We start from the raw sequence: 24227 nt of genomic DNA on the forward strand, positions 1-24227 counted from the left end.
TGAACGGTCCTGAACTGCATCCACCGACCCTGAACGGACCTGCGCCGACCTGCGGAAGTTGCATTTCCGCAGGTCGGCACACTATGTCGTCCTTGGTTCACACCGAAGGGGTCACTGGTTCGATCCCAGTATCGCCCACCACGGGTTACACCTGGCTAGATGGCCTACCGATGATCTTCATCGGTAGGCCATCTGTCGTTTCGGGGAGCGGTTGGGGAGCACGGTCTACTGCATCAGATCCAGTCGTCGCCTTGTTTCCAGTGCTACGGCTTCCCCAGTGTCTGCTCGATCACCGAGTCGATGATGTGTGGGCAGTCGTCATCGGTGTCCCCTTGTGCCCCATGCGTTCCAGCGTGGTTTGAGGGGACCGAGTCCTGACCGCCAACCTGGCAGTGTGGGGGCAGGGGTTCGAATCCTCTCAGCTCCACATAGGAGTTTTAGTCGCTTTCTATCTGCGGTTTTTACGCTACGTAGTTGTGAGTCGTTGGCCTGGCGTTAGACAAGACGCCAGGCCATCGGCATATTCGGGGGTTCTGGCCCACCTCAGGTGTTGATTCAGGGCCGCCTGCGTCGCGATCGCCAGCCGACTCGGTCCCTGCTCTCGCGCGAGTATCCGCAGTGGTACTTCCTGCTGATCACCGGCGGTTCGAGATCCGGTCGAAGACTCTGCCTTGTGCTGACGTGGGTGTCCTCAGCAGTCGTTGGGGGCGGGTTTACCGGCGAAGCGGTCGGCCAAGTAGTCGAGTGCGGTGGGTGCTCCGGTGACGGCGTAGCCGGCGTGCTCGCCCGCGAAGGATTCGACGGTGTGCACGGTGACTCCCTTGGCGCAGTAGCGGGCCGCGAGTTGACGCATCGCCCCGATGGGTGCGAGTTCGTCGAGAAGCGAGTGGTAGAACAGCACCGGGGTCGTGGGTGTGCCGGGAGAATCGAGCAGGCTGGCCTCGGCGAACGCCGCGGTCAGACCGGGGTCCGCCAGGATGTCCGGGTGCGCGCCCCAGCGTTGGACACTGACGAACGGGTACCGCGCGACGGCGTCGAGCAGGCAGGCCGACTGGCTGGCGGCGACCGCACGTTGGCCGGTCGCGTTGAGGTATCGCAGGACATCGTTCCGCGGGTAGGAACGGTCCAGGCCGGCGAAGATGACCGCCAGCGCGCCGCCGTAGACCTTGCCGCTGAAGTGCAGCATCGTGGTTTTGGTGTCGGCGACCGTGCCGCCGGAGGCCGCGCCGGCCAAGGTCAGGTCGGGTGCGTAGGTGGGTTGCGCCTGGATGGCCCAGTCGGTGGCCATCGACCCGCCGGAGTAGCCCATCAGCCCGATCGGCGCGCCGGCGCTGATGCCGGCCGGCGCGAAGTTCCGGGCCGCCCGGATGCCGTCGAGTACGCCGTGCGCCGCGCCGTGCGCGCCCAGGAAGTCCGACCGCGGGCCTTCGTAGTCGGGCACGGCCACGGTGAAGCCTCGCGCGACGGCCTCGGCGATGATCGGGGTCTCCGCGCCGTTGGCGACCCCGGCCGCGAGCCCGGCACGCAGGGCGTAGGACGGGGCACATTGCGAGCCGACGGCGTCCTCCGCGGTCTGGTACGACAGCACCGGACGCGCCCCGCCGCCGTGCCAGGGTGCATACGGGACCAGGATCGTGGTGACGAACGCGCTGGGCTGGTCGCGCTGGTCGATCGTCTTGTACTTGACCTGCCAGGCGTGCGCCGCGATGGGCACGCTGAGCGCGGTGGCCACGATCGGCCGAGAGTCCAGCACGGTGCCGTTGGCAAGGCCGCCGATGTTCGCCGGCACCGCGTAGAAGGGATCTTGCGCGGGCGGGGGTGGCACCAGTCCGGCGGCGGACGCCGCGCCGGGCGCGAGGGCCGCCAAGGCCAGCGTCGCGATCACGGCCGTGCGCGGCCCGGGCCAGCGGCGTCGTGGCGCGGGGACCTTCCTGGACCGAGTCCGCGAGGGATCCGTCAGCACCTGGGCTTGCCGGGGTGGCATGCGGCGACTCCCATCACGAGGGTGATCAAGGATTCAGACGGCGGTCAGGGGTCAGTGCACGTGGCGATCCTGAGTACCCCAATAGGTTTTGCGCAGCTCGCGTTTGAGGATCTTGCCGGCGCCGGAGACGGGGAGTTCGGTGACGAACTCGATGCTGCGGGGCGCTTTGTAGCCGGCGATCACCGTCTTGACATGGGTGCGGATCTCTTCGGCCGTGGCCTGCTCTCCAGGCTTGAGCACGATGACGGCGTGTACCCGTTCGCCCCATTCTTCGTCCGGGACACCGATGACGGCGCAGGCGGCGACGGTGGGGTGATGCGCGAGGGCGTTCTCGACCTCGGCGGAGTAGACGTTCTCCCCGCCGGTGACGATCATGTCCTTGATCCGGTCGACCACGAACAGGTAGCCCTCCTTGTCCAGGTAGCCGCCATCACCGGTGTGCATCCAGCCATCGCGGACGGCGGCCGCGGTCTCGGCGGGTTTGTTCCAGTAACCAAGCATCACGTGCGCGCCGCGGACGACGATCTCCCCGACTTCGCCGCAGGGGACGTCGTTGTCGTCCGGGTCGACGATCCGGATCTCGCTGTGCGGCGCGGCGCGTCCGGCCGAGCGCAGCAGGTGCGTCTGCTGGTGCTCCGCCGGGCTGAGCACGGTCGCGATCGGAGACAGCTCGGTCATGCCGTAGAGCTGGGTCAGCGACGCGTTCGGGAACGCCTTCATCGCCCGCTCCAGCACCGCCTGCGGGATCGGTGACGCGCCGTAGGCCACGGCACGCAGGCTGGACAGGTCGTAGTCGGCGAGCTCGGGATGATCGATCACCATCTGGATCATCACCGGAACCAGCAGGGTGTCGGTGACCTGGTACCGCTGGATGGCGTGCATGACTCCGATCGGGGAGAAATTCGGGATGATCACGTGGGTGCCGCCCACCGCGGAGGCGGCCGCCCAACCGGCGAGGTCGGCGAGGTGGAACATGGGAGCCGCGTGCAGGTAGCGGGCGCCGGCCGCGAAGATGTGGCCACTGGCGATCGCGCCGAGGGCGGAGGTCAGCAGGTTGGTGTGGCTGAGCATCACGCCCTTGGGTGACCCGGTCGTGCCGCCGGTGTAGAACACTCCGGCCAGCTCCGCGCCGCCGCGGCGGGCATCCGCGATCGGCGCGGCTTCGGCGATGAGGTCCTCGTAGGCGAGCAGGCCCGCCGGGGTGGGCCCCTCCCCGGTGTGGATCACCGTCGTCAACTCGGGGTAAGCCTGCTGCAGCGCGGGCAGCATCGCCGCGAACGTGTCGTCGACCAACAGCACCGTCGTCTGGGAATCCCGTAGCGAGTAGACGATCTCGGCCGGGCTCCACCGAACGTTCACCGGGTTGACCACGGCGTTGGCCCAGGGCACCGCGAGCAGGTACTCGTGGTAGCGGTCGGAGTTCAGCGACAGCATCGCGACCCGATCGCCGTCACCGACGCCCAGGCCGCGCAGCGCTCCGGCCAACCTGGCCACCCGCTCGGCGACCTCGGTGGTAGTGCGCCGGCGGTCGCCGTAGACCGTCATCACGGCGTCCGGTGTCTGCTGCACGGCCCTGTGCAGGCTCTGGGTCAGGTACACGTCACTCCATCCCTTCTGCCGCTCCTCCACGGACCGAACGATCGCCAGTTGTGAACTTTCAGAAGCGTGTTGCGGGCCACAATGGGCTTGAAAGTCCCTGATGTCAAGCGTCAGAGTCTTCTAAGTGAATACTCGATAGTGCACACTGGGGCGATGATGAGTCGACGAGTGCTCGTGGCTGGCGTGGGCATGGTCCCGTTCGCGACGCCACGCAACAGCGAGTCCTACGACGTGATGGGCGAAAAAGCGGCACGAGCGGCACTGGCCGACGCCGGTATCGACTACGGCCGGGTGCAGCAGGCGTACGCGGGTTACGTCTACGGCGACTCCACCTGCGGCCAGGCCACCCTCTACGGGCTGGGCCGGTCGGGTATCCCGATCATCAACGTCAACAACAACTGCTCCACCGGGTCGACGGCGCTGTTCCTCGCGCGGCAGGCCATCGAGAGCGGCGCGGCCGACTGCGTCCTCGCACTGGGTTTCGAGCAGATGCAGCGCGGCGCGCTGACGATGCGGTGGCAAGACCGGCCCAGCCCGTTCGACCGGTTCACCACGGTCGCGCACGGCATCCAGGGTGTGTCCGACGCGCCGTTCGCGGCGCAGTACTTCGGGGGCGCGGGCACCGCGTACGCACAGGAATACGGCCTGGCCGAGGACACCTTCGCCCAGATCGCGGTCAAGGCCCGACGGCACGCGGCCAACAACCCGTACGCGGTGTTCCGCGACCCGGTCACCGTGGAGGAGGTGCTGGCTTCCCCGCCGATCTACGGTCCGCTGACCCGGCTGCAATGCTGTCCGCCGACCTGCGGCGCGGCCGCGACGGTGCTGTGCAGCGAGGACTTCGCCCGACGGCACGGCGCGCGGACCGATGTCGCGATCACCGCGCAGGCGATGACCACCGACTTCCCCTCGACCTTCGACAAGGCCGACATGCGCACCGTCGTGGGCTACGACATGTCCAAGGCCGCCGCCGCGCAGGTCTACGAATCCTCCGGGGTCGGCCCGGAGGACATCCGGGTGGTCGAGCTGCACGACTGTTTCACCACCAACGAACTGCTGACCTACGAGGCGCTCGGGCTCACCCCCGAGGGCACGGCGGAGAAGTTCATCCGCGACGGCGACAACACCTACGGCGGACGGGTCGTGACCAATCCCTCCGGCGGGCTGCTGTCCAAGGGACACCCACTCGGGGCGACCGGGCTCGCACAGTGCGCGGAACTGGTGTGGCAGTTGCGTGGCCAGGCGCAAGCCCGCCAGGTCGACGACGTGACCGTCGCCTTGCAACACAACATCGGCCTCGGTGGCGCCGCGGTCGTGACCCTCTACGCAAAGGTGGGCTGAGCATGCCGATCGACCCGGACAAGGCCAAGGCGTGGGCATTCCCGCCGATCACCACGACGGTCGAACGCGGCAGGCTTCGGTTGTTCGCACAGGCCATCGGCGAGAACGACCCGATCTACTCCGCTGTGGACTCCGCCCGCCGGGCGGGCTACCCCGACCTGCCGATTCCGCCGACGTTCCTGTTCAGCCTGGAACTCGAGACGCCCGAGCCACTGCGCTACCTGAGCGAACTCGGGGTCGACCTGCGGCAGGTGCTGCACGGCGAACAGTCCTTCACTTATCACGCCGTGGCGTGCGCCGGCGACACGCTGACCCTGCGACCGCGGATCGTCGACGTGTACAGCAAGAAGGGCGGCGCCCTGCAGTTTCTGATCAAACAGACCGACATCACCCGCGACGGCGACCTGCTCGCCGAGGCGAGCACCGTGATCATCGTCCGTGACCCGGAGGCCCGGCCATGACCTTCACCCCCGATATCGCGGTCGGCACCGCACTCCCGCCACTGCGGCTCGCGCCGATCTCGCGAACCACACTGGCCCTGTTCGCGGGCGCCTCCGGCGACCACAATCCGATCCACATCGACCTCGACGTCGCCCGCTCCGCCGGGCTGGACGACGTGTTCGCCCACGGGATGCTGTCCATGGCCTACCTCGGCCGGCTGCTGACGAACTGGGTGCCGCAACGCCAGATCCGCTCCTACCGGGTGCGGTTCGCGGCGATCACCCCGGTCCACGGCCGGCCGAGCTGTACCGGCACCGTCACCGCCGTCGACGACGGCCTGGCCACCATCGAGCTGGCCGTGACCCTCGCCGACGGCACCACCACCCTGACCGGCGACGCCGTCGTCGCCCTCGATCCATCAACCGGAAAGGCTTGACAAACATGGGAAAACTGAACGGCAAGGTCGCGATCGTGTCCGGTTCGGGCCGGGGAATCGGCCGGGAGATCGCCCGCAAACTCGCCGCCGACGGCGCCTCGATCGTGGTCAACGACCTCGATGACACTCCCGCGAAGGACACTGTCGCCGCGATCGAGGCGGCCGGCGGTCACGCCGTGGCGTGCACCGGCAGCGTCACGGAAGACGGATTCGCCGAACGGTTCGTCGCCACCGCCGTGGACGCCTTCGGCGGGTTGGACATCGTCGTCAACAACGCAGGCTACACCTGGGACACCGTCATCCAGAAGATGACCGACCAGCAGTGGGACGCCATCCTCGACGTCCATCTGAAAGCGCCTTTCCGGGTTCTGCGCGCCGCCCAGCCGGTCATCTCCGCCGCCGTCAAGAAGGCCACGCGAGCCGGGGAGCCGGTGCCGTGCCGCAAGGTCGTCAACATCTCCTCGATCGCGGGCCTGGGCGGTAACGCGGGCCAGGTCAACTACGCGGCCGCGAAAGCCGGCATCACCGGCCTGACCAAGACCTTGGCCAAGGAGTGGGGCCGCTACAACGTCACCGTCAACACCGTCGCGTTTGGCATGATCAAAACCCGGCTCACCGAAGCCCCCGCCGACGGGGACGGCACCATCGACGTCGCAGGCCAGGAGATCAAGGTCGGGGTGAACCCGCAGCTGCTCGCCGCGATGGAACAGCTGATCCCGCTCGGCCGCGGCGGCACCCCCGAAGAAGCCGCCGGAGCCGTCTATCTGTTGTGCATCCCCGAATCCGACTACGTCAGCGCGCAGACTCTGGTCTGCGGCGGCGGATTCATGATCTGAGGAACACCATGCTGAAGAGGAACCGCCATGACTGAGGCCGGGATCGTGCACCGCGTCGACAAAGCAGGCGTCGCCACGCTGACCCTGGACCGCGGCAGGTACAACGCGCTGGATCGCACCTTCGCCGACGACCTCGTGAGCGCACTGCGAGCCTGCGACGCCGACCCCGGCGTCCGCGCGGTCATCCTCACCGGCGCCCGGCCGGTCGTTCTCCGTCGGCGCCGATCTGACCGACGGCCCCAGCGCCATTCACGACCTGATGGTCCGAGACGGCGGCTACACCGATCCGAACTACCGCGAGCCGGCCGGCCGGATCACTCTGGCGATGAACGCCATGCGGGTGCCGATCGTGGCGGCGGTCAACGGCGACGCGGTCGGCGGCGGCACGACCATCATCCTGGCCGCCGATGTGCGGTTCGCCGCGGAGTCGGCCCGGTTCGGGTTTCCGTTCACCAGGCTCGGGGTGTGCCCGGAAGGTGGGTCGACCCATCTGCTGCCGAGATTGGTCGGGCCCTCGCGAGCGGCGGATTGGCTGCTGTCCGGGCGGACCTTCGATGCCGCCGAAGCAGGGGCGGCGGGCCTGGTGTCCAGGGTCCTGCCTGCCGACCAGGTGCTCACCACCGCCACGGACTACGCCACCGCACTGGCGGCCCGCTGCTCTCCACAGGCGGTCGCGGTGACCAGGCAGCTGCTGCGTACCCCGGCGTCGGACCTGATCAGTGCCTCGGACGCGGAGAGCAGGGCCATCACGATCCTCGCCGCGCGGCCCGACTGCGCCGAAGGCGTCGCCGCGTTCCTTGATCGTCGGCAGCCGGACTTCGCCGCCGACCGCGCCCCCGCCGACGATCCGAGGCACGGCTGAAACGCGTTCTTGGTTCTTCGATCTAGGCTGATCGGACCCGGCAGCGGACACCGCACAGAGGAGACCGACCGACCATGACCCTCGACCGCGCCGCACCCCAGGCCGCGCGACGGGGCACCCGTCCCCGTAACCGTCGCGCCCAGCTCATCGCGGCCGCGACGGATCTGCTCTTCCGCGTCGGATACGACCGGATCGGCATGGGCGACCTCGCCGACGCCGTCGCGATCGGCCCCTCAGCCCTGTACCGGCACTTCACCGGCAAACAGGACATGCTGCGCGCGGTCATCGCCGAGGGCATCACGCCGATCCGCGACCTGATCACCGGCCTGGACCTGAGGCACCGTCCCACCGCCCTGCCGCGACTGGCCGCGCTCGCCCTGGATCACCGCGAGCTCGGCGTGCTGTGGCAACGCGAAGCCCGCCACATGAACCCGGACGACCACGCGGCCCTGCGGACCGAACTGCGCGACTTCGGCCACATTCTGGCCGAACGGCTCCGCGCCGCCCGCCCCGAACTGTCGGCCGCCACCGCCGATCTTCTGGCCTGGTCGACCATCGCGGTGCTCACCAGCACGTCCTTCCACCGTCTCGAACTACCCCGGCCGGACTACGACCACCTCTTGGCGCACCTCGTCGAACTCGTCGTGACCACCCCGGCACCGGACACCCCGCCGGCCGAGGACAGCGCCCCGCGGTCCACGGAGGTCGCCGGAGGACCGGGCCTCGTGCCACGATCCCGCCGCGAAGCGCTGCTGGCCCAAGCCATCCGGATGTTCGCCCGACAGGGCTATACCGGGGTCGGCATCGAGGACATCGGTGCGGCGGTCGGTATCACCGGAGCCAGCGTCTACAACCACTTCTCCAACAAGAGCGACCTGCTCGTCGCCGCATTGCGGCGCGGCACGGCCGTCCTGTTCACCGACCTCACCCACATCTACAGCACCACCGGCGATCCGGCCGAAGCGCTCAACCGCCTGGTCCGTTCCTACCTGCGCTTCACTCACCGGCATCACGACCTCGTGGACTTGATGATCACCGAAGTCGGCAACCTGCCCGAGAGCGAGCGACACGACACCCGGCACATCCAGCACGACTACGTCAGCGAATGGGTCCATCTGCTGACCTCCGCGCAACCGGACCTCGACCCCACCACGGCCCGGATTCGGGTGCACGCCGCGCTGTCGGTCGCCAACGACGCCGCCCGAACCCCGCACCTGCGCGGCGATCCCGCTTCCGCCCTGCCGCTCCACACCGTCTGTACCCGCGTGCTCCTCGGCTCGCCCACCGACAACGCTATTCGACTCCCATCGTGTGCATCGTGATCGTGGAACCGGGCAGGATCTCGTAGTCGACGGCACGCAGTTCGACGGCGGTGGCAAGTGGCTGGCCGGTGCCGGTGTTGCGGGCGTAGCGGGGGAAGCTTCCGCCGGAGACCTGCACGCGTAGCCGGTGGCCGGGCTTGAATCGGTACGCGGTCGGCCACAGTGCGACCTCGACTGTGCGTACTCCTCCGACGTCGGCGGGGTGCTTGTCCGGGCAGAGCCGCTGGATCCCCTCGCACACATTGACTGATCGGCCGTCACGGTCGACATCGCACAGCCGGACGAACAGGTCGGCGTGCGGGCCACTGGTGCGCACCTTGATCGTGGCCGACACCGGGCCGATCGCCTCGACCGGGCCGGCCAGTGGGTTGCCGGTGTAGGTCAGCACGTCCGGCCGCGCTTCCAGTGCGGTGTTGTCCTTGCTGCCGCCGGTGCGCGGGTCCAGCAGCGGACCGCCGACGGTCGGCGTCGGATCGGCCGGGTCGTAGCGGAATCGGTCCGGTCCGGCGTCCGCGGTGGGCTCGCGGGTCAGGCCGCCGCCCGGCCGCAGGTGCCAGTTCCGCTCGGTGCCACCGGCAGGTGGCCACTCGGTGTAGTCCCGCCATTCTTCGGCGCCCTGCACGAACAACCGCACCGGCCGCGTGCGCGGATTCTTCCCGGTGAGGTACGCGGGGAACCACTCCAGCGCCTCGCGCATCGCGGCGCCGAACAACTCGGTCGACACATGCAGCCACGGCCCGATGGTCAGGAACGGCGAGCGTCCGGCCGCGCGCATCGCCGCGTAGTCGGCGAGCTGGCCGGGAAGCAGCACGTCGTGCCAGCCGCCGAACAGATGCGTCGGTGCGGTGATCTCACCGGCCCTGGCGCGGTGCTCACGTTCCGGCCCCCAGTACGGGTCACCCTCGCTGCCGGTGCGAAGCCAGGACTGCCACCAGTCCACGCGCTTGCCGGTACCCAGATCGTCCGCATCGGACAGTGGGAGGTGACTTGTCGCCCTGCGTGCCCGCTTGTCACCCTTCAACTCCAGCACATCGGCCTTCAACGGGTTGCGGACGCGTTCCAGTGTCACCATCCGTGCGGTCCAGGCCAGCAGCGCCGCCAGTTCGAACGAGCCGCCGCCGTACCAGAGATCGCGAACGCCGGAAGTGGAGATCACGGGCATCATCGCGGTGATCCGGTCGCCCGCGGACGGCCCGAGCGCCATCTGCACATAGCCGAGATAGCTTGGGCCGAAGGTCAGCACATGTCCGTTGTGCCACGGCTGGTTTTCCAGCCAGTCCAATGTGGATATTCCGTCTTTTTCGTCGTGCCGAAACGGGTCGAAGACGCCACCGGATCCGTCCGTGCCGCGGCAGGTGGCCACCAGCACCTGATACCCGCGCTCGGCGAAACCGACGGAGGTGAGCCGGCTGACCATGCCGCGCCGCCCGTACGGCGTGCGGATCAGAACCGTCGGTGCGCCCGGCACTCGGCTCGGCGTGTACAGGTCGGCCAGCAGCTCCACCCCGTCCGGCGTCGGAATCCGCAGATCCCTCGTCACCTTCACGGTGCGGGTCACCGCCGGAGGCAGGGTCAGCACCCGCTCGACGATTCGGCCCTGCAACGTCATTCGATCACGATCCGTTCCTGGCTGATGTCGTCGAGCCAGTAGGCCCGATCCGGTTGCACGACAAGGAGTTCCTCGAACTTGCAGCCCCAGCCGTCCACCCTCAGGTGCGGCTCGACGGCCCACACCCCGGTCTTGAGTCCGCGGTGGTTGACGTTGAGCACCTCGGGGTTGATCGCGTGGCGCGCCGTGTTGAGCAGGAAGCCCGCGCCGTGCCAGCTCAGGAAGTGGCCGAAGAACCGCTGCGGGGGAAACCCGGCGTGCCTGGTGAAGAACTTGCCGTGCTTGTACACCCGATGCCCCAGGATGTGCTCGCCGTAGCCGCCGGCCCCGTTCTCGTACCCCGCGTCGCGGATGCGCTTGTCGACCCAGTCGAAGATCGTCGCCGAGGTGGCCGGGTCCATGATCCGCTCGGGCAGTTCCGCGCGGATCTCGCTGAGGAAATCCCGGGCCGCGTCCAGCCCCGGATGATCGCCGACGGCGAGGGTGTAGGCGATGTCGCCGGTGTAGCCCTCCAGCACGGGCGCGCAGTCGAGGATGACCACGTCACCCTCCTTGAGCGTCAGGCCAGGGCCGTTCGGCGGTCCCCAATGGTCGTCGTGCGCCAGGGTCCGGTCGCCAAAAGCGACGATCGGCTTGTGCAGGAAGGAACGGACGCCGTGGTCGTGCAGGTAGTCGAACATCCACTTCGCCGTCCGGCCCTCGGTCCAGCCGACTCGCATCTCCTTGGCGCAGGCCTGGGCGCAGCCGAACGCGAGCCGCTGGGCCCGGCCGAACGCCTCCACATCGACGGCCGACGGCGGCCGGGTCGAGGAGGAAGGCAACCGGGACAGTGCGCGGGCCAGCGGCGTGGAGGTGAAGCGGGACATGGTCATGACTCCCCCTCGGGGCGGTGAAGTTCGGCGGCACGGGTGATCACTTCCCGGACCGCGTCGGGCAGCCGGTTGTCCGGGTCGGCGACCAATCCGGCGAGAAGGATGTCGACGCCCTGCGACAACGTGGCCAGCAACTCGTCGTGGGACAACCGCAAGCGGTCGGGCCGCTGCGCGAGCGCGATCACACCGTTCATCGAGCCCCACAGGAACCGTGCGGTGTCCGTCGGCGACACAGTGCGCAAGGAACCGTCGGCGACCCCGGCCTCGACCACGCCGGCCAGCGCCCGGGTCATCCGGTCCACCCGCTCGGCCAGCATCACCGCGACCGGGTTGTCGGCGGATTCGTCGCTCAGCACTCCCTGCCGCAGCGCGATCAGCCGGAACAGCGGAGGCGAGGTCAGGTAGAACGCGAGGTACGCGCCGACCGAGTCGACCAGCTTGTCCAGCGGCGGCGCGTCGGCGAGGTAGACGGCCATCATGTGCTGCTCATTGCGCTCCAGCGCGCGCTCCACCACGGCGAGGTGCAGCTCGTCCTTACCCGCGAAGTGCTGATACACCGTCGCCACCGCGACATCGGCCGCCTGCGCGATACGCGCGATGGTCGCGGCGTCCGCGTCGGCCGCGGCGAAGAACCCCTCGGCCGCGTCGATGATCCGCGCCCTGGTTCTGGCCTTGCGCCGGTCCTGGCGGGAGGTCGTCTCGACGGTGTGCATACCAGGACGCTAACAAGAATCACGTTACATTAATAGTATGACGTTCTACTATGAACCTTTCTGCAGGTCCAAGACTTGCCGGACGCGTGCTCGACCAATCCACGGTGGCGCAGGCCCGCGGCTGCCACGGTGGCTTCGCCGCCGCGCGGATACTCCGCCGTGGACCTCGCTCTCTTGACCCCGCCATCGAGCTCACCCCGGCTGACCGACGCCGAACTGCTCACCCTGGCCGTGGCCCAAGCCCTGCTCGGCATCCGCTCCGAAGCCCGCTGGCTCCGGTTCCTGCCCCGGCAGCTGCCCGGAGCTTTTCCTTACCTGCCCCAGCAATCCGGCTACAACAAGCGCCTACCCAACGCCGTCCCGCTGCTCAGACATCTCATCCGCACACTCGCCGCCGACACCGACCTGTGGACCGATACAACCTGGGTGGTCGACTCCACCCCGGTGGAGTGCGCCCGCTCCCGCGAAACGGCCACACGGTCAGAACTGGCAGGATGGGCTGGCTACGGTTACTGCTCCAGTCACTCCCGATTCTTCTGGGGCCTGCGCCTGCACCTGGCCTGCATCCTTGCCGGACTCGGCGGCGGCGCGCCGGAAGGCACGCGGATCATCAACACCGAGAGGGATGACCCGCGCCGGTCCGATGCGCCGTCCCAGCCGTGCCCGGACCGGTGCGGCCGGCCGGATGACCAGAGAGGTTGTGCCCCGGCCGTTGGGCAGGACCAACCTTCCCTCGGCCAGGTCGAGTTCCGGGTGGGCGCCCTGTCGCTCGTTGCCGGTGATCATGTTGCCGCGCAAGGGCACCACCGCCACCACGTCGTGCCCGGACCACGGCACGAGGCAGTCCGGGAGCAGGCGGAGCACCGCGGCGAGACTGGCGAACTCCCGGGTGATCGCCCAGGCCATCGGGGCCGGGAGCACCGGGTAGCAGGAACGTTGGAAGGCCGTCCAGTTCGGCATTCCGGCCGGCGGCGGCGAAGGGTCAGCACGTTCGGGTAGCTCATGGTGCCCGCGATCAGTGTGATGTGCGGTCCTTCCAGCGCGAGCAGCAACCACGGCGCGTCCCGCCACCGGACCAGAGCGAAGTCGACTATGGCGCCGCCTAGCGCGTACTTGTCGCGTTGTTTCTGGTTGCCGTTGCCAGGTGACGGTAGGAGTTGAGCATGTCCTCGCGGCTGTGGGTGCTCAGCGTTACCAGGACCTCGTCGGCTCCGGTGCGGTTGATCAGGTCCTCCAGGGCGGTGGCCATCTCGGTGGGGGTGCCGTGGAGCTGGCCGCGCATGGCCTCCTCCAGCAGGGTGCGTTCGCGTGGGGTCAGCGGCTTGGCGAGGATGGCTGCTGGGGTGTGCAGTGGCGGGAACTCGCCGTGGGTGCGGGAATGGGCGGTGGACCAGGCTTCGGGGAGCAGTAGGCGGCGGGCCTGTTCGGTGGTGTCGGCCGCGGCGATGGTGGCGGCGACGATGACGTAAGGGTGCGGGGACCAGGTGGAGGGGCGGAAGTTGGTGCGGTAGCGGGTGATCGCTTCGGTGGCCCGGGGGCCGCCGGCTACCAGGGGGAGGCCGAAGGTGGCGGCGAGGTCCGCGCCGGCGCCGGTGGCGAGGATGAAGGGGGAGATCGGTAGGCCCTCGCCGGGGTGGGCGTGCACGCCGGGGTGGACTTGCTGGTCGCCGGTGAAGTAGCCGAGTAGTTCGGTCAGGCGGGTGGTGAAGGTGTCCGCGGCTTCCTTGTCCTGGCCAAGGGCGCGGCGGACGCCGTTGGTGAAGCCGACTGAGCGGCCCAGGCCCATGTCGATGCGGCCGGGGAAGAGGGCTTCCAGGACGCCGAACTGTTCGGCGACGACCAGGGGCTGGTGGTTGGGCAGCATGACGCCGCCGGTGCCGACCCGGATGGTGCCGGTGGCGGCCGCGATGGCCGCGGCGAGCACCGTGGGCGCCGAACCGGCCAGGCCGGGGACGCTGTGGTGCTCGGACACCCAGAACCGGTGGTAGCCCAGTTCTTCGGCCTGCTGGGCGAAGCGCACGGTGTCCCGCAACGCCTGCGCGGCGCTCTGGCCTTGCCGGGTGCTCGACCGGTCGAGGATGGAGAGCCGGATCGGACGCGTTCCGCTGGTCACGTCGGGAACAACGCTGGTGGGCTGGGGAGATTCCCGTGGGGTGGGTGGGGGTGGTCAACGACACCGGGGGCTTACCGGGGGCCGTAGCGGACCCAGTCCGGGCCGCCGCCCTCCAGGTTCACGCCCTTCTCGATGACCGCCAGGTTGTGGTGGAAGTGCAGGCTTCTTACCGACCGGTCGGTAGGGGCGCGATCGCGGGGGCTTGACGTCAGGACTTCCTCGTGGTTGAGGCCGTCTACCAGGGTTTTGAGGAAGCCGAGGCTGGTGTGTGGGGAGGTGAAGTCCTCGCTGGTGCCGCCGAAACGGGGCCAGTAGGAGGTCTGCAGGTCCTCGATCGCGTAGTAGCCGCCGTCGCGGACGTGCGGGAACAGGGTGTGGAAGGTGGTCAGCACGTGGGCGTTCTGGTGGCTGCCGTCGTCGATGACGATGTCCAGCGGGCCGGTCCGGGCCACGACCTCCTGCAGGGCCTGGGGGTCGGACTGGTCGGCGCGCAGGATGTGGATGCGTTGCTGGGCATGGGGAGTCTTGTCGTGCACGTCGACGCCGTAGATGGTGGCGCGCGGGAAGTAGTGCTTCCACATGCGCAGGGAGGCGCCGCCCGCGGTGGGGTTGTCGAAGCCGCCGATGCCGATCTCCAGGACAGTCAGCGGGCGGTCGCGCAGCGGTTCGAGGTAGCGCGGGTAGTGCTGGGTGTACTGGTGGATTCCCCATTTGTCCGACTCGTGGCGGCTGGCCAGTTCGGTCAGGGTGGGCTGGTCGCGGTGGTCCAGGGTGGCCAGCAGGCGTTGGGTGGCGGCGAAGGCGACCGGTGGGCGGCGGAAGGACTCGATGTTCCCGGAGTCGCGGAGTTCCACCTGCCGGGTGGCGGGGCCCGCGGCGTTGCGGGGGCCCAGGAGTTGGCGGAGCAGTTCGCCCAGGTCCTGGTGGATGGTGGCGTGCGGGTTGGCGGATCGGGCCTGGGTGTGGGTGGCGCCTGCGTCGGTGATGGTGACCAGGTGGTCGGTGGCGGTGTTGTGGTGGGACAGGTGGAGTTGGACCTCGATCGTGGTGTCCGGGTCCAGGCGGGGTGGGTCGAGGCGGTAGGCGATTTCGTCGGCGGCGATCTCGGTGCAGCGGGGCGGGCCCACCTCGTTGATCACGGTGGTGAGGTCGGCCGGGTGGCCACCTGCGGCCGAGATGAGTCGGCTGAGGTCGGTTGACATGGTGTTTCCCCCCTGATGTCGCTTCCCTAACCCAGTTCTAGCAGGCGGGTGAGGTTGTTGATGTCGGGGAGGGTGTGCAGGGTGTCGATCGTGGACTTGAGTTCGACGGCTTGGGCTGGGGTGAGGATGCCGGCGGTGAGGGCGGCGAACTTGTCGTCCAGGTCCTGTGTGGACAGTGGGTTTTCGTGACTGCCCAGGGGGTGCTCGACTTCGCGGTGGTGGGTGACGCCGGTGTTGGTGGTGAGGTGGACGGTTGAGCCAATGGACTGGTGGGCGTGCCGGTCGAATCCGGGGTCGCCGGTGATGGTGATTTTGTGGGACAGGGCGGCGATATCCGGGTCGGCGCGGCGGTCGGTGAGGATGTCGGCGAAGGCGACGTGGCCCTGGTGCGCGGCGACGGCCAGGACGTACTGGACGTTGTGCGAGCGCAGTGGGTTGTTGTCGATGACCCGGTAGGACGATTCGGGCGCGCGGATGGTGATCTTGTCGATGTCTTGTGGGGACAGGGATTCCGTGGCCATGATGTCGAGCAGGGCGTCCAGGCCGGCGGGGATGAAGACGCAGCAGGCGTTGCGTTTGTAGAAGAGTCGGGTGATCTCGTGGCGGGTGCCGAGGCCGTCCAGCAGCGCGTGCTGGTCCCACTGGCCGGTGAACGCCTGACCGAACGGGTATTTGCCGCCGAGGATGTCGGCCGGGCCGCGGAACCCGGTCGCGGCGAGCAGCGCCGCCTGCACGCCGGCCTGGGCGGCCAGGCCGATGTTGAGTGGGCGGGACTGTTCGGTCGGGTCGTCGACCCAGGACAGCAGGCCGCCCGCGCTGGTGCCCGCCAGGCCCAGTGCGTTGCGGAACCGGTCGTTGTCCAGGCGTAGCAACAGACCCGCGGTGACCGCGCTGCCCAGGGTGCCTGCCACCGTGGTCGGGTGGAAGCCGCGGGCGTACTGCGCGCCGGGGCCCAGCGCGTAGCTGACCCGGGCGGCGATGTCGACGCCGGCCACGATCGCGGCGAGTACCTCGGCGCCGGTGGCGTGTTGACGTTCGCCGACGGCCAGAGCCGCCGGGCCGATCACGGCGATGGCGTGCACGTTGGCGGCGGGGTGGTGGCTCTCGATGTCGCAGTAGTAGGCCAGGGTGCCGTTGGCGAGCGCCGCGGTGGCAGCGTTGGTACGTAAGGAGGATCCGACCAGGCGGGACTCGGGGGTGCCGCCGGTCTCGCGGACCAGCCGGGCCAGCAACGGCATGATCGGGTACTGGCCGGAGGTGGCGGCGAGCTGGGCGCCGAGGCAGTCATAGAGGGCGGTGCCGGCCTGGGCGAGGACCTCGGCGGGCAGCCGGTCGGGGGCGAAGGCGGTGAGGGCGTCGAGGAGTTGCTGGGTCGGCGTCATCGGGCGTACCCCAGGAGTGCGGGCAGACCGCGCAGGTCCGGCAACTCGGCGGCGGGTTCCGGGGTGTCCGGGTGGCGGGTCTGGGACTGGCGGTTGATCCACACCGTCGGGATGCCCATCGGCACCGAGCGGGGCAGGTCGACGAACTGGGACTGCGCCACGTGCACCACCTCGTGCGGCCGCACCCCCGCGCGTTCCAGCACCAGCTCGAACAGGGCGGGATGCGGTTTGTACGCCCCGACCACCTCGCCGGTGATGACGTGCGTGAACGGGTCGCCCAGCGTGCGCGCGCTGACCTCGATGATGTCCTGCTGACTGTTGGAGATCGTGGCCAGCGGGAGGTGGCGGCGCAACTCGGCGAGCACCGGGACGGTGTCCGGAAAGGGGTCCGCCTGGGCCATCGCGTCGCCGAGGGTGGCCAGATCCGCTTGCGGCAGCACGATTCCGTCTTCAGCCAGGGCCGCCGCGGCGGTGGTGGCGAGCAGTTCGCGGTAGCGCTGGAACGGGCCGGACACCGCGGGCAGCGCGTGCCGGTGGTACCAGCGGTGCTGGAACTCCCCGACGTCCAGTTCGATTCCGTTGGCGGCGAACAACTTCGCGAACTGGGCGCGCAGGGCTGAGTCCCAGTCGATCAACGTGCCGTAGGTGTCGAAGGTGACCAGCCGGACAGCAGTGTTAAGAGCCATACCCATGACAGTAGGTAGGACTGACGTCATCAGTCAATGACTTCATACTACTGTCATTCTGGGCTGCGCTGCTTGCGGCGCTCGCGGTAGGCGGTGACGTGCGCGCGGTTGCCGCAGCCCTTGGTGTCGCAGAAGCGGCGGGAGTTGGGGCGGGAGGCGTCGACGAAGACGTTGCCACAGCCCGTGCCCTCGCAGATCCGCAACCGGGCCGCGCCACCGTCGGCGATGACCGTCAGCAGCGCGACCACGCAGGTGGTGGCCACCCGCTCGGCCAGCGGCGCCCTCGGCCGGACGTAATGCCAGTGCCAGCCGCCGTCGTGGTCGGTGAGCTGCGGTTGTGCGCCCAGCTCGCGCAGCAGCGCGTTGAGGTCCTCGACCGATTTGCGCACCGGGGTGCCGCCGAAGACGAACCGCAGCCGGGGCCGCAGCGCGCGCAGCCGCTCCAGGTCGGTCGTGACCAGGGGCCGGTCCAGCACCCAGCCGCGGGCGCCGAGCAGTCCGGCCAGCTCGGCCTCGGCGGTCAGGGTGTCCTGCCCGGTCAGCACCTGCTGGCTGTTGACCAGGTCGACCGCGGTCAGCACGGCCCGCCCGGTGTAATCACTCAGGGCCATGGACACTCCCCATCAGCACGACTGGACTATCAGTAGTTCAGCCTAGTATAGAGCTGACATCGGCCGAGCGGCGTCAGGTCATCGAGTGCCAGATCCGCTGGAACAGGCTCCGTTGGGCGGGCAGGACCTCGAGCATGCCGCGGCTCACCTCACCGGAGAGCACCAGGCGCCGGGTCGCCGGCTGAGTCAGGCGGGTCCGGTCGGTCAGTTCCCAGGTCGTCGCCTTGATCTCGTCGGTGTGCACCGCCATGTCCCTGGGCACGGTGAGCCGGGCGGCGGAGCGGTCCAGCCGCAGCTCCAGCCGGACGATCGGGCGCAGCAATTCGGCCTGGGTGAAGTCCAGGACCACCTGGCTCCGGCAGGCCTGGACGCGCAGGCGCCCCGGCACCGTCCACCGGCCCTGCCGGATCAGCCGGCCGCCGACGACCTCCAGTTCGACCGGTTTCGCCACGTCGATCACCTGGGCGGCGAGTTCCGGCAAGTCCAGCAGCACGGCGCGGAGCTGGTCGCGGTTGTGCGCGCGCAGGGCCTTCTCGGTCCGTTCGGTGCACTCGTCCAGGCTGAGCAGCCCCAGCCCGACTCCCTGTTGCAACAGCCTGATGAGGTGTTCTCGCTCGTTGTCCGACACCTCGGCCGACTCGTCAGGCATGGACATGACTTCCCCCCGGATGTCTGGTCGCCGAGTTCGAGGATGCCTGCTCCGGGCGACGGCTGCCAGGCCGCCGGTTAGCCTGGGCGGGTGGATCGTCTGGTGGGAGTTGAGCACGGGTGACGCGGGTGCTGTTCTCGGCCTCGGAGGAGTACTTCGCGGCCGCCTCGCGCGGGCTGCGGGAGCTGGCGCCGGGCGGGAAGGTCGAGCGGATCGGCCCTGACCTGGGCTGTCTGACCACCGACGGCACGCTGGCGGAGATCGCGGACGCGGCGCGGGCCAAACCGGTGGTGTTCGTGCGGCACCTCACCGAGGAGCTGCTGCGGCTGCCCGCGGCCGATGCCTCTCTGGACGCGCTGACCGCGGCAGCCGGCCCGCTGCTCGCCGAGCGGCTGGACGCCGGGGCCGAGGTGGCCGTGCAGGCGTGGGTGAGCGGTAAGCGGGCGGTGGCCTACGGTTCCCAGGAGCTGTACACCGAACTCGGGAAAGCGTTGGCGGAGCAGGGTTTCCCGGTCCGCCGGTCCGGGGCCGGGCAGGTGCTGTCGGCGGTGATCTCGGACGCGCACGTGTCACTGGGCCTCGCCGGGACCGCGCACGCGCTCAGCGACTGGCCGGGAGGCAGGGTTCGGTTGGCCAAGCCAGCCGGGCAGATCTGCCGGGCCGAGTTCAAGCTGGAGGAGCTGTTCAAACTGGTCGACCTGCCGCTGCCGCGCGGCGGGACCGCGGTGGACCTGGGCGCGAGCCCTGGCGGCTGGACCCGGATCCTGCGCGAGCGCGGCCTGGAGGTGTGGGCGGTCGACCCCGGCGACCTGGACCCGCGGCTGCTGGCCGATCCGCTGGTGCACCACGAACGCACCACCGCGGGCCGGTTCTTCGAGCGCACCCGGCAGCGGTTCGCGCTGGCCGTCAACGACATGCGGATGGACGCGGTGCTCTCCGCTCAGGTGATGGTGGACGCCGCCGAGCGCCTGCTGCCCGGCGCGCTGTGCGTGGTGACGCTCAAGGTCGGCACCAACCGGCCCTATGACACAGTGCGGGTGGCCCTCGATCGGCTGCGGCAGCGCTACGAGATCCTGGAAGCCCGGCAGTTGCAGCACAACCGGCACGAGATCACCGTGGTGGGGCGCAGGCTCGGCTGAGGGCTCAGATCATCCCGGCGCGCAGCGCGTAGGCGACCGCGTGCGGGCGGTTCTTCAGGTTGAGCCGCTGGGTGACGCCGGAGATCACGTTCTTCACGGTGCGCTCGGAGTAGCAGAGCTGGGTGGCGATCTCCGCGGTGTCCCAGCCATCGGCCATCAGGCGCAGCACGTCCACCTCGCGCGGGCTGAGCCCGGCGGCGTTCATGCTCTTGGGCGCGAGCAGTTCGCGTTGCAGCCGCTCCACGTGTTTGAGCAGCTCACCGAGCATGGCGGGCGGCAGCACCCCGCCGCCGGCGGCGGCCGCGCGGATGCTGTGCACCAGCCGGTCACCGGTGGCCGCGGCCCTGGGCAGCACCGCCACCACCCGGCATTCCACCGCGGCGAGCAGTTCGGACTCGTCGAGCTGGTTGACCACCAGGACCACCGGCACGCCGCCGTTGGCCGCCGCGCGACGCAGCACGGAGAGCAGGTCGGGGGTGAGCGAGTCGGCCACGACCACTCTGGCGTCCGAGCGCGGCGATTGCAGGCCCTCCTCGACCGCCATCTCCGGACGGGTGCGCAGGGTGCTGGACAGGCCTGCGGCGGTGAGTGGATCAGGTGCGTACACCGCCACGCGAATTGCTTCCACAGCGTTCTCCCCGTACCTGGTGGACCGACACCGCAATCCTGACGCTGAGTGACGCTAGAGACATCGGCCACCTGACGGTGTGCTCTCGACAGGGTGTTGACCTGCGGGGACCGGGGGACGAACGGGCAAACCCGGTGGTGCGCTCGGGCAACCTGCGGGTACCTGCGGAGGTGACCTGCGGAGGACAGCCCGTGTCCTCCGCGGATGTCATCCGGCCTGGTCAGCCGCCCGACGACGGAAGACCTCGCGGGCGATCTCCACCCGGCCGCGGACACCGAGTTTGCCCAGGATGTGCGAGATGTGGGTCTGCACGGTGCGTGGCGAGAGGAACAGCCCCGCGGCGATGCCCGGGGTGGACTGGCCGTCGGCGACCAGGTCGGCGATGCGCAGTTCGGTGGGGGTGAGCGCGGCCCAGCCGGAGACCTCGCGCTGGGCACGGCGGCCGCGCACACCCCGGCGGACGCCGTGCTCGCGCAGACGGCCCTCGGCGCGGCGGATGTCCCAGTCGGCGCCGAACTCGCCGTAGTGCGTGACGGCCTCGTGCAGCGCCTGCCTGGCCTCGGCGACCTCGCCGCGGGCGGCGAGCACGGCGGCCAGGTCTTCCAGGGTGGCGGCGAGTTCGATCGTGGGGCCGGTGTCCCGGTAGCGCTGGACCGCGGCGCGCAGCGGTCCAGGGTCGGCCTCGGCCAGGCCCTGGCAGCGCAGCACGGCCGCGGCGGCCCGGCCGGGGATGGTCTCGGCCTCGGCCTCGGCCCGGCAGGCGGCCAGCGCGGCGCGCACGGTGTCCGGCTCGCCGAGTTCGGTGGCCAGCCGGACCAGGTCGGGCAGCCACTGGTGGATCAGCGACATCTCACCGGAGCGGCGGTCCAGCAGCATCCCGGCGAGGGTGGTCATGGCCGCCCGCGGGTCGCCGTCCTGTTCCAGCACCACGCTCTGCGCGGCGACCAGGAAGTCCCGGTTCTCCCGGTCGCCGATGGTGGTGATCGGCAGCGCGCCGCCGGTGCGCAGGTGCTCGCGCGCGGTGTCCCGGTTGTCCTGGCGGGCGGCGATCAACGCGGCGACACCGTGCCACAGCAGTGACGGACCGGGTTCGCGCAGCCCTGAATAGGTGAAGCCAACCACGTCCAGGTGATTCGGATCGAGTTCGGCCAGCGCGTCGCCCCACTCCCCCAGCCAGTACAGCAGCACCGCCGCGGTCACCCCGAGCCTGGTGCCGGTGGAGCGGTGCGCGGCGCCCTCGCGTTCCTGGCGAAGCGCGGCGGCGGCCTCCGGCCAGCGCCCCAGGTTCTGCAGGCTGAAGATCCGCCCGTCCTGGGCGTAGGCGTGCAGATCGGCGTGGTCCGGTCCGCCGCGCAGTACCTCCAAGGCGCGGTCGATGCTGGTCAGCGCACCGAGATGATCGCGGCGGATGGACTGGTTGAGCCAGTGCACGGTCAGCGCGTAGGCGGTGGCGAAGGAGTCGCCGACGCTCTCGGCCAGGTTCAGCGCCTGCCGCGCGGTGACCTCGGCGGCGTCCACGTCGCCCTCGCCCGCGCGCTGGAACATGGCCAGCGACACCAGCAACCGGGCCCGCCAGGCCACCGGCAGATCGGTGCGGGACAACGCCCGCCGCACCGCCTCGACCGCCTCGGTGTTGCGCCCCAGGCTGAACAAGGCCCGCACCAGCACGAAGTACATCTCCGCCCGGTGCCCGGTCCGGGTCGCCGCGGCCAGCCCCTGCCGCGCCCGCACCACCGCGTCGTCGTGGCGGCCCACCCCGAGCAACACCCAGGCCAGCACCACCAACAGGATCTCGCCGTGCTCGTCCTCGACCAGGGGCTGATCCACATCCCGGCAGAGCAACTCGATGGCCACCTCCGGCGCGTGCGCGGCCAGCGCGGTCGCCGTCCCTGCCAGCCATCCCCGCGCCCACGCGTCGCCCGGCTGCCCGGAGGCGAGCAACTGCTCGGCCACCCGCAACGCCCCGGCCCCGGACACCGCCAGCGCCTGCGCCGCCTCCCGGTGCAGCGCGGCCCGCAACGCCGCGGGCATCCCGTCGTAGAGCGCCTGCCGGATCAACGGATGCCGGAACGCCATCTGCCCACCGGTGTCCACCACGATCCCGGCCGCCAGCGCATCCTGGAGCCCCAGCACCAACTCCGCCGCCGACCGCCGCATCAGCACCGCCAACTCGGTGACCGCGAACCGCCCGCCCAGCAAGGCGGCCATCCGCAGGATCTCCGCTGATCCTTCCGGCACCACCCGCAACCGCCCGGTCAACGCCTCCGCGAACGAGGTCGGCAACTCCACCTCGCCATCCGCCACCGCACTGTTGCGCCGCACCGCGTCAGCCAACTCCCGCAGGTAGAGCGGATTCCCCATGGCCAGCTCCCGCAACCGGTCCAGCACCCCCGGGTCCACCTCCCCCACCAGGCCGGCCAGCATCGCCGCCGCCTCATCCGCCCCCAACGGCTCCACCACGAGCAACGGATGCCCCCGCCGCGCCAACGCCGCCCGCAGTTCGAGCACCTCCCGCCGGCGGGGCACCGGCCGACAGGTGGTGACCAGCAACAACGGCAACTGGTCGACCGCCGTCACCAGCCGATGCCACAACAGGAAGGAGGCCTCATCGAGGTACTGGAGATCGTCGACGACGAGCACAGTCGGCCCAGCCGTGCACAGTTCGTCCACCAACCCCGCCAGCAACTCAATCTCAACCCAGGCGACATCGGCGGCCTCCAACAACCCCAACCGCCGCTCCCGCAACATCCCCGCGATCCGCGCCCGCCGAGGATCCGCCGACCGAGGCCCCACCTGCAGCAGGTCCAACATCACCCGCAACGGCGACCGCTGCGACATCGGATCCGCCACCCCAGCCAACACGTCATACCCCGCCCCCCGCGCCGCCTCCAACCCCCGCGCGACCAGCGCTGACTTCCCAATCCCCGGCTCCCCCTCAACCCACACCACCGCGCCCGTCCCCCGCCCCAGGGCGTCCACAGCCGACCGGAGGACCTCGAGTTCCTTGTCGCGACCGATCCACATGTCCGACGGGGGTCCGGGCAGCATGCGCAGTAACTTACGACCCGGCGGATGTCGAGGGCCAGCAGGCTGAGGGTCGGGCCGGGGGTGTGGCTGGTTCTGGACATGCAGGTCAGGCGGGTTGCGGGTGCGGGACCGGCGCGGGCCAACTGCGGGCGTCCAGCCGTTGCACATCGGGCCCTGACCAGCGAGCTGAAATCCTGGCCGACAAGCTGGAGGCCCGGCCGGTGGCGCGGCGGCTCGGCCGATGGGCTGCGAACGGGCTTCGAAGTTGCCGGGATGCCCGGTTCCGGCGTGTCCGACGCCCGTTTCATGTGTCCCGAGTGCGGAGTGTCCTCGGACCGCCGGCGGCCTGCCCAACCAGCACAGCCCCGCCTTACCCGGCACGTCCGTACGCTCCGCGTGCAGGCCGGGCTCTCCGCCGCTGAACCCTCTTGCTCGCCGCGTCGGCTGCCCTGCTGACATCGGCCGCTCTGCTGACACGGGTGTGCCGCGCTTGCCGGCGCCGCTGTTCTCCTGCGCAACGCGGGTAACGCCGATTCGGTTCCTTGCCGTCTGGATCTTGCCCGGGAAACCCGGTCTCGGACGCCCAACCCAGCCCCACCCGAACCCAATCCACCCTACCTGACCAGCGAATTCACCCACCCTGCGATACCAGGGCAAGAAGCAGCAGTCACCCGAAGGTGTGGCGAATTGGTGTTCAGGGTCGGCGGCAGTGGTCGGCGGCGGAGACATCGGTGGTCTGTGGTGGACATTGTGTCCGGTCGAGGGGCGGATGTGT

Annotated in this window: 20 protein-coding genes and 2 pseudogenes; 8 read left to right on the top strand and 14 right to left on the bottom strand. The window is 69.8% G+C overall.

Translation table 11 applies throughout. The features are described from left to right. Window positions 1-691 precede the first annotated feature (691 nt). Together MZC64_RS38425 and MZC64_RS38430 are read right to left on the bottom strand one after the other, a co-directional pair. Complete coding sequence (locus tag MZC64_RS38425; RefSeq protein ID WP_247764601.1) at window positions 692-1885, bottom strand: lipase family protein; 1194 nt, start codon at window positions 1883-1885, stop codon at window positions 692-694. A 150-nt stretch (window positions 1886-2035) separates the two neighbouring features. Beyond that, a complete protein-coding gene (locus MZC64_RS38430) occupies window positions 2036-3613 on the bottom strand; it encodes a long-chain fatty acid--CoA ligase (RefSeq protein ID WP_247764602.1) in 1578 nt (525 codons plus the stop codon). 123 nt (window positions 3614-3736) lie between these two features. Between MZC64_RS38430 and MZC64_RS38435 the strand changes: the two genes are divergently transcribed. The 7 genes and pseudogenes from MZC64_RS38435 (at window position 3737) to MZC64_RS38460 (ending at window position 8821) form a co-directional block, all read left to right on the top strand. Continuing rightward, window positions 3737-4924: a lipid-transfer protein gene (locus tag MZC64_RS38435; RefSeq protein WP_247764603.1), complete on the top strand. Its 1188-nt coding sequence runs from the start codon at window positions 3737-3739 to the stop codon at window positions 4922-4924. Window positions 4925-4926: 2 nt separating this feature from the next. Beyond that, the gene (locus tag MZC64_RS38440) at window positions 4927-5385 is read left to right on the top strand and encodes a MaoC family dehydratase N-terminal domain-containing protein (RefSeq protein WP_247764604.1); all 459 of its coding nucleotides are present in this window, start codon (window positions 4927-4929) and stop codon (window positions 5383-5385) included. After that, complete coding sequence (locus MZC64_RS38445; protein ID WP_247764605.1) at window positions 5382-5801, top strand: MaoC/PaaZ C-terminal domain-containing protein; 420 nt, start codon at window positions 5382-5384, stop codon at window positions 5799-5801. Before MZC64_RS38440 ends, MZC64_RS38445 begins: the two co-directional genes overlap by 4 nt. A gap of 5 nt (window positions 5802-5806) precedes the next feature. After that, complete coding sequence (locus tag MZC64_RS38450; RefSeq protein WP_247764606.1) at window positions 5807-6637, top strand: SDR family NAD(P)-dependent oxidoreductase; 831 nt, start codon at window positions 5807-5809, stop codon at window positions 6635-6637. 27 nt (window positions 6638-6664) lie between these two features. Beyond that, window positions 6665-6829, top strand: a pseudogene (locus MZC64_RS49210) (enoyl-CoA hydratase-related protein); the annotation flags it as partial. 19 nt (window positions 6830-6848) lie between these two features. Beyond that, window positions 6849-7499 (top strand): annotated as a pseudogene (locus MZC64_RS38455) (enoyl-CoA hydratase-related protein); the annotation flags it as partial. 74 nt (window positions 7500-7573) lie between these two features. Beyond that, the gene (locus tag MZC64_RS38460; protein WP_247764607.1) at window positions 7574-8821 is read left to right on the top strand and encodes a TetR/AcrR family transcriptional regulator; all 1248 of its coding nucleotides are present in this window, start codon (window positions 7574-7576) and stop codon (window positions 8819-8821) included. Here the strand turns inward: MZC64_RS38460 and MZC64_RS38465 are convergent. The 10 genes from MZC64_RS38465 to MZC64_RS38510 form a co-directional block, all read right to left on the bottom strand. Beyond that, window positions 8793-10430: a CocE/NonD family hydrolase gene (locus tag MZC64_RS38465; protein ID WP_247764608.1), complete on the bottom strand. Its 1638-nt coding sequence runs from the start codon at window positions 10428-10430 to the stop codon at window positions 8793-8795. The two genes, MZC64_RS38460 and MZC64_RS38465, sit on opposite strands and share 29 nt — an antisense overlap. After that, window positions 10427-11302, bottom strand: a complete 876-nt coding sequence (locus tag MZC64_RS38470) for a M24 family metallopeptidase (protein WP_247764609.1) — start codon at window positions 11300-11302, stop codon at window positions 10427-10429. Before MZC64_RS38470 ends, MZC64_RS38465 begins: the two co-directional genes overlap by 4 nt. Then, a complete protein-coding gene (locus MZC64_RS38475) occupies window positions 11299-12015 on the bottom strand; it encodes a TetR/AcrR family transcriptional regulator (protein ID WP_247764610.1) in 717 nt (238 codons plus the stop codon). Before MZC64_RS38475 ends, MZC64_RS38470 begins: the two co-directional genes overlap by 4 nt. 480 nt (window positions 12016-12495) lie before the next feature. After that, a complete protein-coding gene (locus tag MZC64_RS38480) occupies window positions 12496-12975 on the bottom strand; it encodes a hypothetical protein (protein ID WP_247764611.1) in 480 nt (159 codons plus the stop codon). 142 nt (window positions 12976-13117) lie between these two features. Further along, window positions 13118-14107, bottom strand: coding sequence for an LLM class flavin-dependent oxidoreductase (locus tag MZC64_RS38485; protein WP_247764715.1), 990 nt, complete (start codon window positions 14105-14107; stop codon window positions 13118-13120). A gap of 92 nt (window positions 14108-14199) precedes the next feature. Further along, entirely contained in the window at window positions 14200-15330 is a 1131-nt protein-coding gene (locus MZC64_RS38490; RefSeq protein WP_247764612.1) for a class I SAM-dependent methyltransferase, read from the bottom strand. A 26-nt stretch (window positions 15331-15356) separates the two neighbouring features. Then, a complete protein-coding gene (locus MZC64_RS38495; RefSeq protein WP_247764613.1) occupies window positions 15357-16712 on the bottom strand; it encodes an MmgE/PrpD family protein in 1356 nt (451 codons plus the stop codon). Then, window positions 16709-17398 carry a haloacid dehalogenase type II gene (locus tag MZC64_RS38500; protein ID WP_247764614.1) on the bottom strand — a complete coding sequence of 230 codons (690 nt, stop codon included), beginning with the start codon at window positions 17396-17398 and terminating at the stop codon, window positions 16709-16711. Before MZC64_RS38500 ends, MZC64_RS38495 begins: the two co-directional genes overlap by 4 nt. 53 nt (window positions 17399-17451) lie before the next feature. After that, window positions 17452-18009, bottom strand: coding sequence for a CGNR zinc finger domain-containing protein (locus MZC64_RS38505; RefSeq protein ID WP_247764615.1), 558 nt, complete (start codon window positions 18007-18009; stop codon window positions 17452-17454). 73 nt (window positions 18010-18082) lie between these two features. Next, window positions 18083-18664, bottom strand: coding sequence for a DUF1707 domain-containing protein (locus MZC64_RS38510; protein WP_247764616.1), 582 nt, complete (start codon window positions 18662-18664; stop codon window positions 18083-18085). A 113-nt stretch (window positions 18665-18777) separates the two neighbouring features. On the opposite strand from MZC64_RS38510, the gene MZC64_RS38515 reads away from it, so the two are divergent. Beyond that, complete coding sequence (locus tag MZC64_RS38515; RefSeq protein ID WP_247764617.1) at window positions 18778-19797, top strand: SAM-dependent methyltransferase; 1020 nt, start codon at window positions 18778-18780, stop codon at window positions 19795-19797. Between the two features lie 4 nt (window positions 19798-19801). Here the strand turns inward: MZC64_RS38515 and MZC64_RS38520 are convergent, their stop codons facing one another. Further along, window positions 19802-20425: a response regulator transcription factor gene (locus tag MZC64_RS38520; protein ID WP_247764618.1), complete on the bottom strand. Its 624-nt coding sequence runs from the start codon at window positions 20423-20425 to the stop codon at window positions 19802-19804. Window positions 20426-20632: 207 nt separating this feature from the next. Continuing rightward, window positions 20633-24181: an AAA family ATPase gene (locus tag MZC64_RS38525; RefSeq protein WP_308301115.1), complete on the bottom strand. Its 3549-nt coding sequence runs from the start codon at window positions 24179-24181 to the stop codon at window positions 20633-20635. Window positions 24182-24227 lie beyond the last annotated feature (46 nt).

It is taken from the genome of Crossiella sp. S99.2 (assembly GCF_023094165.1).
In the GTDB taxonomy this organism is placed as follows: domain Bacteria; phylum Actinomycetota; class Actinomycetes; order Mycobacteriales; family Pseudonocardiaceae; genus Crossiella.